This window comes from uncultured Bacteroides sp., from assembly GCF_949298305.1.
In the GTDB taxonomy this organism is placed as follows: Bacteria; Bacteroidota; Bacteroidia; order Bacteroidales; family Bacteroidaceae; genus Bacteroides.
This window is the reverse complement of record NZ_CASFWU010000106.1, coordinates 1-12,813: the sequence shown is the minus strand read 5'-3', so window position 1 is coordinate 12,813 and position 12,813 is coordinate 1. Positions and strand designations below refer to the sequence as shown.

The 12,813-nt window shown below is 49.6% G+C and carries 7 protein-coding genes and 3 pseudogenes; 8 read left to right on the top strand and 2 right to left on the bottom strand.

Features of this window, described 5'->3' with window-relative positions; translation table 11 throughout:
* The 8 genes and pseudogenes from Q1Y74_RS12275 to Q1Y74_RS12240 form a co-directional block, all read left to right on the top strand.
* Positions 1–274: pseudogene (locus Q1Y74_RS12275) on the top strand (tyrosine-type recombinase/integrase); the annotation flags it as partial.
* A 465-nt stretch (positions 275–739) separates the two neighbouring features.
* Positions 740–1,277, top strand: a pseudogene (locus tag Q1Y74_RS12270) (DUF3575 domain-containing protein).
* An 11-nt stretch (positions 1,278–1,288) separates the two neighbouring features.
* The gene (locus Q1Y74_RS12265; protein WP_300814602.1) at positions 1,289–2,743 is read left to right on the top strand and encodes a DUF3868 domain-containing protein; all 1,455 of its coding nucleotides are present in this window, start codon (positions 1,289–1,291) and stop codon (positions 2,741–2,743) included.
* Between the two features lie 75 nt (positions 2,744–2,818).
* Positions 2,819–3,976, top strand: coding sequence for a hypothetical protein (locus Q1Y74_RS12260; RefSeq protein ID WP_300814601.1), 1,158 nt, complete (start codon positions 2,819–2,821; stop codon positions 3,974–3,976).
* A gap of 206 nt (positions 3,977–4,182) precedes the next feature.
* Positions 4,183–5,121: a FimB/Mfa2 family fimbrial subunit gene (locus Q1Y74_RS12255; RefSeq protein ID WP_300814600.1), complete on the top strand. Its 939-nt coding sequence runs from the start codon at positions 4,183–4,185 to the stop codon at positions 5,119–5,121.
* Positions 5,122–5,137: 16 nt separating this feature from the next.
* Positions 5,138–6,124 carry a hypothetical protein gene (locus tag Q1Y74_RS12250; RefSeq protein ID WP_300814599.1) on the top strand — a complete coding sequence of 329 codons (987 nt, stop codon included), beginning with the start codon at positions 5,138–5,140 and terminating at the stop codon, positions 6,122–6,124.
* A 21-nt stretch (positions 6,125–6,145) separates the two neighbouring features.
* Entirely contained in the window at positions 6,146–9,253 is a 3,108-nt protein-coding gene (locus Q1Y74_RS12245) for a hypothetical protein (RefSeq protein WP_300814598.1), read from the top strand.
* Between the two features lie 298 nt (positions 9,254–9,551).
* Positions 9,552–10,532, top strand: a complete 981-nt coding sequence (locus Q1Y74_RS12240) for a DUF5106 domain-containing protein (protein WP_300814597.1) — start codon at positions 9,552–9,554, stop codon at positions 10,530–10,532.
* Between the two features lie 599 nt (positions 10,533–11,131).
* Here the strand turns inward: Q1Y74_RS12240 and Q1Y74_RS12235 are convergent.
* Positions 11,132–12,067: pseudogene (locus tag Q1Y74_RS12235) on the bottom strand (GGGtGRT protein); the annotation flags it as partial.
* Between the two features lie 31 nt (positions 12,068–12,098).
* Complete coding sequence (locus Q1Y74_RS12230) at positions 12,099–12,800, bottom strand: iron-sulfur cluster assembly scaffold protein (protein ID WP_021846350.1); 702 nt, start codon at positions 12,798–12,800, stop codon at positions 12,099–12,101.
* Positions 12,801–12,813 lie beyond the last annotated feature (13 nt).

Below are 12,813 nucleotides of genomic sequence, written 5' to 3'. Positions count from 1 at the left end.
ATACAGGCAGTACCAACGTGCCTTGCGTACTTTTAATTACCGTTTGTATAAGATGTCGAAGCTGCTGGGTGATGCCGGATTGTTGAGCAGTTACACCGCACGCCACAGCTGGGCCACTATCGCCAACTATCAGAACTACCAGTCCGAACTGATCAGCAACGCCATGGGACACTCCTCGGTGAAAGTAACAGAAACTTACTTCAAGCGGCATACGGACGAGCGGATCAATGAAATGAACCGCGGAATACTGTCATACGTATTCGCTTTTGGATGATTTCGGTAATAGATTGATTGATAAGATAAAACGAAACAAGACAAACGTCTGGAAAGCTTGATTATTTTCCGTTACTTTGCAGGTAACGGGAATCGGTATTGTTTGCAAATATAGACAAAAAGAATTACATATAGAAATTTTTCTGAATATTTTTTCACAATATAGGATAGACACATAAATACTGATATTCTGCGTTGACCTGCTTTCGCCTCCCGGCTTCAAATTATGCAACAGGCATGCCTCTATGTTACAGCATATTAACATAGATAAATTGTTGTGTCCTTTCATTTCCCGCCAGATTTACGGAAAACACCTTTCAGCGCTCTGATGATGGACTTTTTGGGGTGGAAGGCCGACATTCCCGTTACCTGCAAAGTAACGGAAAACAATGACAAAGAGAACACGTATAAACCGGCCTTGTAAAACCGGTAATAAAGATATACAATCAAGCAAAACGGAACAAGTATGAAAAGGAATCTTTGCCTACTCTTACTGCTGATAAGCGTTTCCCTGGCGGCCCAGAATGTGGCCGTCAAGACGAACCTGCTTTACGACGCGACGGCCACGGTCAATCTGGGTGCCGAAATCGGCCTGTCTCCCAAGTGGACTTTGGACCTCTCTGCCAATTACAACGGCTGGACGTTCAACGAAAACAAGAAGTGGAAGCACTGGCTGGCGCAGCCCGAGGCGCGCTACTGGCTGTGCGAACGCTTCAACGGCCACTTTATACAACGTGGGCGGCATCAAACTGCCTTTCGGCCTCTACAAGAATCTGGAGGACTACCGCTACGAAGGCTGGTATGCGGGTGTCGGCCTGGTCTACGGTTACCAGTGGCTGCTGGGCAAACGGTGGAGCATCGAGGCCGCGCTGGGCCTGGGCTATATCCGCGCGCATTATGACCAATACGACTGTCCCCACTGCGGCGAGTGGCGGGGCAGCGGCAACAAGAACTACCTGGGAGTGACGAAAGCTGCCGTCTCCCTGATATACATTATTAAATAAGGAGGAAGGTTATGAAGAATACTGCGATATGGTTCGTCAGCCTGCTGGCTTCATGTGCGCCGGCAGTGGCACAGAACAGCTATCTGGAACAGCTGAAGGTGGAGAACCGCACCGTGGAGAAGGTGGGCGACAACGTCCGCGTCCGTGCCGACATCCGGCTGGACGGGCTGGACCTGAACACCCAGCACTCCCTGCGGCTGGTGCCGGTGCTTGTCTCTCCGGACGGCACGCAGGAGCAGGCGCTCCGTGCGGTGGTGGTGAACGGCCGCACCCGCGACAAGGTAATCGGGCGCCGGGTGGCGCTGGGCGAGATGGAAGCGCAGGACGGTGAGACCGTCCGCCGCCGCAACGGCAAGGTTCAGACCGTGCGCTACGAGGCCGAGGTGCCCTACCGGCCGTGGATGCTCAACGGCCGCCTGGACATGCGCGGCTACGCTACGGGCTGTGCGGACTGCAGCGAGGGCGACGGCGTGCTGGCCACGGGAGGCATCCTGCCTTACGAGGAACCGCAATACCTGATGCAACCCGTGGAGCAGCCCAAGGACGAGGTGGTGAAGCGCCGCTCCGAGGTGCGTACGGCCCGCCTGCAATACCGGCAGGACGGCGACCGGGTGCTGCCCCGCTACAAGACCAACCGCGAGGAGCTGGACAAGGTGCAGGCTTCCATCGACGCCGTACGCGAGAATACCGACCTGACCATCACGGGCATCTACGTCACCGGCTACGCCTCGCCCGAGGCCACGGTGGCCTACAACATGGATTTGTCCAAGCGCCGCGCGCAGAAGTTCGTGGCCTACGTGCAGCAGCAGAACCCCGGACTGGACCGCAGCCTGTGGCACGTGGACTGGAAGGGTGAGGACTGGGCCGGCCTGCGCATTGAGGTGGAGAAGGCCCCCATGCTGCTCAAGCGCGAGGAGGTGCTGAAGATCATCGACGAATGCACCGGCAACCAGGATGCCTGCGAGGAACGCATCAAGGCGCTGGTTCCGCCCGACATCTACCAGCGCGTGCTCAACGAGCTTTACGGCCCCCTGCGCCGCAACGAGTACCGCATCGAGTACAACGTGCGCAGCTTCGACCTCACCGAAGCCAAGGAACTGCTCCGCACCCGTCCCGACCTGCTCAGCGTGGCCGAGATACAGCGCGTGGCCGACAGCTACGGGCGCAACACCGACGCCTACCGCGAGGCCCTGCAAGTGGCGGTGAATACCTATCCCGACAACGTGACGGCTCGCAACAACGCCGCCCTGGCCGAGATAGAGACCGGACACTACGCAGAAGCCGTCGCCCTGCTGAAGGACGCGCAGGAGCCCTCGCTGGTGAACCTGCTGGGCGTGGCCTACTTCAAGAACGGGCAGCTGAAGGAGGCGGACGAAGCCTTCCGCCGCGCGCAGGCAGCCGGCTATGCCGGAGCGGCTGACAACCTGAAGATGCTCCAAGAGGCGATGGAACTGCTGGGCGAATAACTGCACGGACACAAGATAAACCAAGGATATTTTGGAATACAATAATTTGTTTTACTAACTAAAATTTGTAAGATTATGAAATGGAACAAGTATTTGATGCTCGGATTGGCCGGACTGGCTTTTGCGGCATGTAGTAATGAGGAAGATGCTGTAAATAACAGCCAAATTAGTGGCGCGGTTTCTATTAAAATTCAGGCACCGACGTTGACACGTACTTCCAATGCAACAAGTGATGATGTTTCTAGTGTTGAAGTTGTACCACAAGAGGGTTCTAAGGTGATAATTAAGTTGGATGCTGATAAGGGTTCTAATACAATAGAACTTACTCCTGAACAATGGAATGCTGGTCAGGATGTTACATTCTGGGGAGTTGAAAATCCAAAAAGCGTGACTGTATCTATGAATGGTGGTGCAGCCACTTACGATGAAGTTGATATTACTACATTGCAGCAGATGCCTGTAGCTATCCCTGTATATGGTAGTGCAAGTGCTGCTGATTTTACTACTGATGGTACTAGTGATGTGCCCAATTCTTATGAAGATGTAGATTCCGATCATCAAAAGGGACCGAACGGATACGATAAAGATGCTACCTATCAGATGTGGCAGGTGGAGGTAACGCTTGAAATTCCGGTTGCTCGTTTGGAGGTATCTGGTATTACTCATCAACATACATTGACTGCTGATGCAGCCTCTTGCAAATATTCACAGCTGAATATTGCAGGTGTCTATTTGGATAATGTAAAGAAAACCGGTGAAGGTACTCGTACAGATGTTTATTTTGAAGCTGGTAATGGAAGTGGTACAGAGATAGCTTTTTTGAAAGATCCTATCAGTCCAGCAGAAAATTTCTTGAATGGAGGATCTTGGCCAGCAGCAGGCCAAGCATATGCATTTAATTTCTATGCTCCTACTGAGCAGGAAATTACAGCTGCTACAACTGATGATGCAAAGAAAGCATTGAATCCCAAATTTAAAATTTATTTTACGGATGCTTTAGGTAGTGGTGATGCAGTAAGTACACCGCGTTATGCTATGATTACGAATTATAAGGATAGTGATAATAATCCTCTTGTTTTGCAAAAAGGGCATATTTACCGCATTGTTCGTGCAGAGTTAACTGATGAAAATATTATTGGTGACGAAGAAGGTAATACACTTATCGGTGTAGAAGTAACGGTAACAGAAGCAACTTGGACAGTTAAAACTATCGAAGCAGACTGGGCAGAATAATCCTTTTTCTTCATACCAACCAGTTATTAATAATTTAATAATTTAAAATCCGACCGGGCAGCGTTGGCGGCTGCCGAGGCTGCCCGGTTGTTTGTAAGCGCTCCCTTGCAGCAGGATAAAGAAGCGTGCAGGGGTAGGAATGCGGACGTTTTGTATCAAATTGTTTTTTCCGGCCTTTAGGGGCCAATCATTTAAAAGTTATCGCAATGAAACGTTTGAACTACATAGTATGGATGTTGCTGCTGGTTCCTGTCCTGGTGACCGGCTGTATCAAGGATGACACGGATGACTGTCACAACGTGACCATCTATTTCCAATATCTGGCAGATGGAGACAAGGATGTCCTCTATCAGTACATGGACAAGGTGGAGCTCTATGTATTCGACGAGGGCGGACATATACTTGGAGTGGGTACATATAACCAGGACCAGCTGAGGAACTTCTCGGCCGTACCCTCTTTCAAACTGAAACCTGGCAAACGCTATAAGGTGGTGGCCGTGGGAAATGCGTACGACCATACACAAGTGGTCAACCTGACGTCGTCGACGAGCTTTGAGAACATCTACATCCAAAGCCCGTATTGGGGAGTTCCCGATCCGGTCATCAACCACGACGACAATTACATGGGGCAGAAAGAATTTGTGATGCCCGAAGGAAACTTTGTGATGTACCGCGACACGGTGACGCTCTACAGTTCTCACGTGGACGTGGACATCGAGATTACGGGCTTGCCCGCCCCGCAGACGCGCGACGAGATGCCCATTAATGTGCGTTTCGAGCACTCCAACGCACAAACCTCTTTCAACAACGAAATCAATCTGGACGAAAAGGGAACCTGCTATCCCGAACTGATTTACGATGCCGAACGCGGGTGCTACCGCACGGATGACTTCGCCCTGTTCCGCATGGACAATAGCGGCGAACTTCATCCCGACTACTGCGAGCACGAACTGGTGCTCTCCACCGCCGACGGCACGGAGCTTATCCGCGGCAGCATCTACAACTTCATCACCCGCAACCGCGAGTACATCGACATCACGAAGCAGGAAGCCTATTTGCCCATCGAGATAAACTTTACTCCAATTGAAGTAACCATTAAACTGCCGGCGTGGTACGTGGAAGACGTGGAACCGGACTGGCAATAAAAAGGAGGACTGACTTATGAAGATATTATTCAACAGAAACAACTCTATCGGCATCCTCTGCCTGCTCCTGCTGGCACTGCTTCCGGTGTCGTGCCTGAAGGACGACTATGCGGCGAAGGAAAAGGCGACGGTGAAAATGACGTTCACCACAAGGGCCATCAGCAATCCTACGACGAATGCCGGCGGTCTGGAGGCAAACGAGCACATGCGCACGCTGCGGGTGATTGTGGCAAGGTCCTCTAATAGTGAAATACTTTACAATCTGAAGTATGAAATAGACGAAAATGAAACCAGCAAGACCATCACCTTCAGCGAGATGACGGTAAATGCCGATGGAGAAGCCTTTGACTTTTACGCCATAGCCAATGAAGAGAAAGTAAACACAGAAAAAAGTTGGGACAATGTCACCGTTGATGACTTGAAGGGCATGAGCCTGAATGACGAATTTTTGACGGATGCCAATGATGCTTCCAAAAATACAAGGATTCCTCAGACAGTACATAGGCAAATCACAGTAATGCCACAGGCTGGCGGCGCAATACAGAGCGAGACAATGAAACTCGACTTCGCCGTGGCCAAGGTGCGCCTGACCATAAATAATACATCGTCGGGCGACCAGTATGTGAATGATATTAAATTGTCCGGTATCAATATGGAATCAACGCCGTTGTTCGCAGAAGACCATCTGTCTACAGAAAACCAGGGCGAACTTTCTTTGGGCGACATGACTATTCCGGCCGGCGAGTCAGCCACGGTTTATGCTTACTTCTTTGAGAATCAGAATAGTAATGGTTATACACTTACTGCATTTTGGAAGAAAGACCAAACATTGCTTTTACAAACAGGTTTCGATGATAATAAACAAAATATTACGGAAATACCTCGCGGCACCGAGCTTGACATTAATGTAAAATTAAATGCAGACGTTGATATTAACCCTACAATTTATGTTCAGGTTAATGAATGGACTGGTAAAACAATAAATGTACCTGCATTTGAATAAATCTGAAAGGAGGAATGTAGAATGAAAAAGATACTGCATACAATATATACCGGCTTTAGCGCCGTGGTTGTTACGGCCTTGACATTGGCAAGCTGTATTGACGACGAACTGGTGAAAACAAATGACGTAGTGGAAGGTGTACCCATAACCGTTAGTCTGAACCTCTCCGGAAAGGCTACTACGGATGTGACGGTGAGCACTCGTGCGGGTAGTGATCTTTCGGAATTGGCTGGCTTGACACTCTACATCTACGATGGTAACGGAAAATACCAGCAAACAGTCAGCACAACGAACAATAGCCTAATCTTGGATGACCCTCAACCTCAGCTTGATAACAACAATGTTCGCTACAGCGTAAGCTTTCAGACGACTTCCGGTACTAAAAAATTGTTGGCCGTGGGTAACCCTGGTGCAAGTTGGTGGGGGAAAAGCGTAACCGAGTTGGATGCCTCCTCCTTGTCTTTTGAAGAGTTGAAGGAAAAACTGATGACGCTGGCTTATAACCAGAACTCGGATGGGGAAATTCCGACCCCTATTACTATCACTGCGAGCGACCAGATGCTGATATCGGGTTGGAATGAAGGTATCGTGTTCGATACAAATGGAGATGTGACATACTGGGGGAATAGCAACGACCCCGTCGCTGTACAGATGAAACGATCGATGGCTGAAGTGACCTTCAATATTAACGGTAATAATATGTTCACCCCGACTTCTTACAAGGTGTACAATGTGCCGACCAATGCCTATGTGACTAATATGGACGACAACAATATTGCCGAGTCGGTTGTGTTCAATCATTTTGCCTCGTCTACCGTACAGACCTCTGAAACGGGTACTCCCTATTTCCGGTTCTATATGCCGGAGAATATCTATAATCGCGTAGAGGGTGTGGGAACTGAGTATCAAAATCGCGATAAGTGGAGTGCGACTACTGAGGAGGGTTACCCCTTGGGTAAGAAATGGACCTACGCTCCGAAAACTGCTACTTTTGTGGTCATTAGCGGCACTTACAGCGGAAAGGCTACAGTTGATAATGTAGAGAAAGATGTGACGGCTAACGTGGAATATACTGTCCATTTGGGTGACTTTAGCGAGGAGGGCTCTATGGGTGATTTCTCCGTGAAGCGTAATGTGAGCTACACCTATATCGTGTCTGTAGAGGGAGTGAATAATATCGTGGTGGAAGCCTTGACTAGTGAGGAAAAACAGCCGGGTGCCGAAGGACAGGTGTTTGACTACACCGGTACCACTTATACCTATAACCTCGATGCACATTATGAGCAGGTTTATCTGGAATATAACCTCACGTCAATTGCTAATAACGTGCGCACGGCGTTGCAGAACACCTCCAATCCTACTGATGAGGAAATAGACAACGCCATTGCCGACGAGTTGATTCTCATTATACGCTCTGAAGCTATGGACTACATCGAGACCGACCCGGATGGAAGTAAAGGTTATACTGTACAGGATAGGCGCGGCACACTACGTCCTTACAAAATCTATGCAGATGCTGTGAGGAATAAAGATGCTGGTACAGCTGCGGCAGACGCAGCAAGTGCTGCCAAGTCTGCCGTATTGGTTGGTGCTGGCGAGGGTATCAATCCCACGAAAGGTATCGACTACAAGTGGGTGGAGTTTTGGCCTCAGAGTGAACAGACACTGGCATCCTATCCCGGCGTATCGGACTGGAGCAAGGATGATGTGACAGAATTGATAAATAAAGATGTGTATGGCGGCGAACCCACAAGCAATAATAATGATTTCCTGATGGACGTGTACGATGTGGTTGTGGCGATGGGTAAGGTGGTTAAAAAGATTTATAATGGCGGCAATCAGGTTTCTACTGCAGCCCATGGTGAGGACGGTATAACCGTTACCCAAAATGGCAATGACTACGTAGCCCGCTTCACTGCTTTTGTCAACGAAAACTACTACTACCACCATCCGTTGACGGGCATGAAGGTGAACGTGTGGAGCGTGTTGACTGACAAGATTCCTCGCGAAATGATTATCGCAATGGATACGCACACCTCATCAGATGGTAACAGTTCGTACAGCAAGTTGTACACATACATATCACAGTTGTCTATGAAAACTATCTATAACTCACGTAACGAGAGTATCGATGGTTTCGGCGTTGAGACCTACAACGAGACACCTCTAACTTCTGAAATTGCTACTTGGGGTACTCCCTACAATGGGACCTACACCCTTAACGATTCTGACGGGCGCGGCAACCAAAAGAAATTGCTGGGTCTGAGCAGCAATAATATTGCGCGAAAGAGCTGGAGCAATTACATCGTTGCAGCCAATAACGGTTGGAAAACAACGAATAGCACAGAGCATTCATTGCACAAGCTGAGTGGAGATGCCTATGCGAACACCTATCGGGGTGCTTACGCTGCCTGTCTGTCACGCAATCGTGACTTGAATGGTAACGGCGTGATAGACGACAACGAGGTGCGCTGGTACTTGGCTTCGCTGAACGAATACATCCGTATGGGTATCGGTGAAAGTGTGCTCGGTGATGCGAAACTGTACTTCGGCGTAAAAAGTTCGATGGTGTATGGTAGTTACCCCGATTCATACATTGGTCAGGGAGCTTTGTACTTTACCAGTAGTGGAACAAATAAGCGGGTATTCTGGGCCGTAGAAAAAGGGGCTTACGGGGGAAATAATGATAGTGATCAGAATCCTGGATACACCCTTCCTATCCGTTGCATCCGCCTGCTGCCTGCTGACGTCAAAGATAAACAGGACATTTCCTCCCTGACCAAAGTGGATGATGATAATAATACTGTAGACATCGTAAGCGCCTCCTCTTTTGAGAAGGTAGGAGACTATGGTCTTAAGTTCTCGGATCGTTTGGTAGACGGTCTCTATCGTGTCCAAACGGCTACCCGTTTGGATCGACACCACGAGGATGCCGATGCAAACAAGTTTTTTGAAGGAATTATAGTTGCACAGGATTACCTTTCTGGTACCTATCAGTTGGGACGGATTGTCCGGGCAAGCGGTTATAGTATTGTTAACCCTTGTGCGTATTATTCCGAAGACGGTGACGGAAACGCTACGTGGCGTGTACCTAACTTAGTGGAACTGTCCTTGTTGTACATACTTTAGCAACACTTCAATACGTGCAGGTTTTGCCTACTCCACATTGATTTACTGTCCAGGAGGAGGTGGTGGTAATAACCCCATCAATAGCAGTCTGAATAGTTATTTTCGTGTCCGTTGCGTGCGCGACGTATCGGCAGCAGATTTGGGGAGTAACTAAGTGTACTCTTTCAGGTGTGGCTTCTGCAGATAGTGTACGGATGAAATATAAAACTAAATGTTTCGTTCTGCTTTTTTGTGGTATCTGCGCCTGAAGAAGATAAAACGAAAGAAACTACAACCTTGATAATATCATTTCCGCTGTATGACAAAAACAGCAATACATTTAGTGAGCTTCCTGTTCCTGCTTCTCCCGACTTCTTGTAAGCCGGGAGTGAATTCGCAGTCGCATGCTGCAAGCCACGCCGTTTCGTCTGTTCCGCAGGAAGCAGTGAGCCAAAAGGGTGAAATGTTCCCCTTCCCTGAAATACCCGCCATGTACACTTCGCCCGACGAGCGGAAGGCTTATCTGCTCACGAACTACTGGGAGCGTTTCGACTTTGCCGATACCACCTTGGTGAACAACCGCGACGTGACGGAACAGGGCTTTGTGAACTTCATCGCCCTGCTGCCGGACAACGACACGCCGGAGCGGATGGTGCGCGAAAGCATGATGAACTTTTGTGCTTACTTCCTTCCTTCGGCCCATGCCCGCAGGGTGATGGCGCGTATTGCTGACGATTACCTGTACAATCCCAACTCGCCTTTCTACAACGAGGGTTTGTATGCAATCTATCTGGAAGCCATGCTGGCGCAACTGCCGCCGGACGATGCGCAACGCTCCACCTGCGACTTCCGGCTGAAGCTGGTGAGGCGCAACAACCCGGGCGACCGGGCGACGGACTTTGCCTATTACCTGCCCGACGGAACCCGCCGCTCGCTGGCTGCTACACGGGTGAAGAACAACCGCCTGCTGCTGATGTTCTACGACCCGGAGTGTGAGTCGTGTCACGAGGTGCTGCTGCGGATGGCGGCGGACAAGGAACTGGCCGAGGCGGTGGCAGCCGGACAAATCAGCGTACTGGCCGTTTATACCGAAGGCAACGAAGCGGCGTGGCGCAAGGCCCTGCCTGACATGCCGAAGGGCTGGATGGTGGGGACTGACCGCGAAGCGGTGAAGAACGGAGCCCTGTACGACCTGAAGGCCATGCCGACACTCTACTTGCTGGACGGGGCAAAGAAGGTTGTTTTAAAGGACACTGACTATGAAAGAATTAGAAAAGAACTGGTTGGCGGGGAGTGGTAAAACGATGGTTGGATAATGGTTGATGATGATGGATGAAGGCTTTGGACAGGCAACAGGACATTGTCTTATCGTCGACCATCTGCTCTCTGACTCTCCATTAAGACAATTTCCGCCGTGAGGTGGAATTTTACCTGTAATGTTTGGCGAAACACTATGGGCCGCTCATTATCGTAATGAGTGTTTGTTTGTTTTGTTTGTGGGGGCATCCATGTGTGGGTGCCCCTTTTTTGCGGCTATCCAGGTCTGTTTTCAGTATATCCAGCATAAAGAAAATGGCACACGGGAAGATGCCACGGATGATACAGATTCTCACACGAAGTAAGGCCTGCATTCCAATCTGTGATTAAGTGATTTCAGTGTGCCATCGCACTTTTTGAAACTGCCACTTGGGCTTGGCTAAAGAGGAACTTTGGAGGTGCTGAAGTCGTACATTAGGGGGAGTAATGTGGCACTTTAGGTGGGTAATGTGGCACTTTAGGTGGGTAATGTAGTACTTTAGAGGGAGTAATGTAGTACTTTGGAAAGAGTAATGCGGGTATGAAAAAAAACTCCTGCAACCTTTCGGTTACAGGAGTTGATTGAATATAAAGTAACTGGAATTACTTGTTCAAAGCAGTAGCCACGTCAACTGCACAGGCTACTGTACAACCTACCATCGGGTTGTTGCCGATACCCAGGAATCCCATCATTTCTACGTGAGCAGGAACGGATGAAGAACCGGCGAACTGAGCATCAGAGTGCATACGGCCCATTGTATCGGTCATACCGTAAGAAGCAGGACCGGCAGCCATGTTGTCCGGATGCAGAGTACGTCCTGTACCACCACCTGAAGCTACTGAGAAGTACGGCTTGCCGGCCAGTACACGTTCTTTCTTGTAAGTTCCGGCAACCGGGTGTTGGAAACGTGTCGGGTTTGTAGAGTTACCCGTGATGGAAACGTCTACGCCTTCCTTCCACATGATGGCTACACCTTCGCGTACGTCATCGGCACCGTAGCATTTTACTTTGGCACGAGGACCGTCGCTGTAAGCGATTTCCTTCACAACTTTCAGTTCGCCCGTATAGTAGTCAAACTGAGTCTGAACGTAAGTAAAGCCGTTGATACGGGAGATAATCATGGCGGCGTCCTTGCCCAGACCGTTCAGGATACAGCGCAGAGGCTCTTTACGAACCTTGTCGGCCTTAGCGGCAATCTTGATGGCACCTTCGGCAGCAGCGAATGACTCGTGACCGGCCAGGAAAGCGAAGCATTTGGTTTCTTCGCTCAGCAGACGGGCAGCCAGGTTACCGTGGCCCAGACCTACCTTACGGTCATCGGCTACAGAACCGGGGATGCAGAATGCCTGCAGACCGATACCGATAGCTTCGGCAGCTTCGGCAGCTGTCTTGACGCCTTTCTTCAATGCGATGGCGCAACCTACAACGTAAGCCCATTTTGCATTTTCAAAGCAGATAGGCTGAGTCTCTTCGCAAGTCTTATAAGGATCGAGGCCGTAAGATTCGCAGATTTGGTTAGCTTCTTCGATATCCTTGATTTTTCACTTCTCTAATCATATTCCTTCCTCCTTATTCTTTACGTGGGTCAATGTATTTAACTGCACCGGCCTCTTTGCTGAAGCGTCCGTAAGTACCGGTAACTTTCTTCAGAGCTTCGTTGGCATCTGTACCTTTCTTGATTTCGTCCATGAACTTGCCCAGGTGAACAAACTCATATCCGCAAACTTGGTCGTCCTTGTCCAGAGCGATTGTCTTGATGTAACCCTCGGCCATTTCCAGGTAACGGGTACCCTTAGCCAAAGTTCCGTACAGGGTACCTACCTGGCTGCGCAGACCCTTGCCGAGGTCTTCCAGACCGGCACCGATCATCAGACCGCCTTCTGAGAAAGCAGACTGTGTACGTCCGTATACGATTTGCAGGAACAGTTCGCGCATGGCTGTGTTGATAGCATCGCAAACGAGGTCGGTATTCAGGGCTTCAAGAATTGTCTTGCCCGGAAGAATTTCAGATGCCATGGCGGCAGAGTGAGTCATACCGGAGCAACCGATTGTCTCGACCAGAGCTTCCTGGATGACACCTTCCTTAACGTTGAGGGTTAATTTACAAGCACCTTGCTGAGGAGCACACCAGCCGATACCGTGTGTCAAACCAGAGATGTCAACAATTTCTTTAGCTTTTACCCATTTACCTTCTTCGGGAATAGGAGCCGGTCCGTGGTTAGGACCCTTCTTTACAACACACATGTGTTCCACTTCGTGTGAATAAGTCATAATTAGCTCTTTT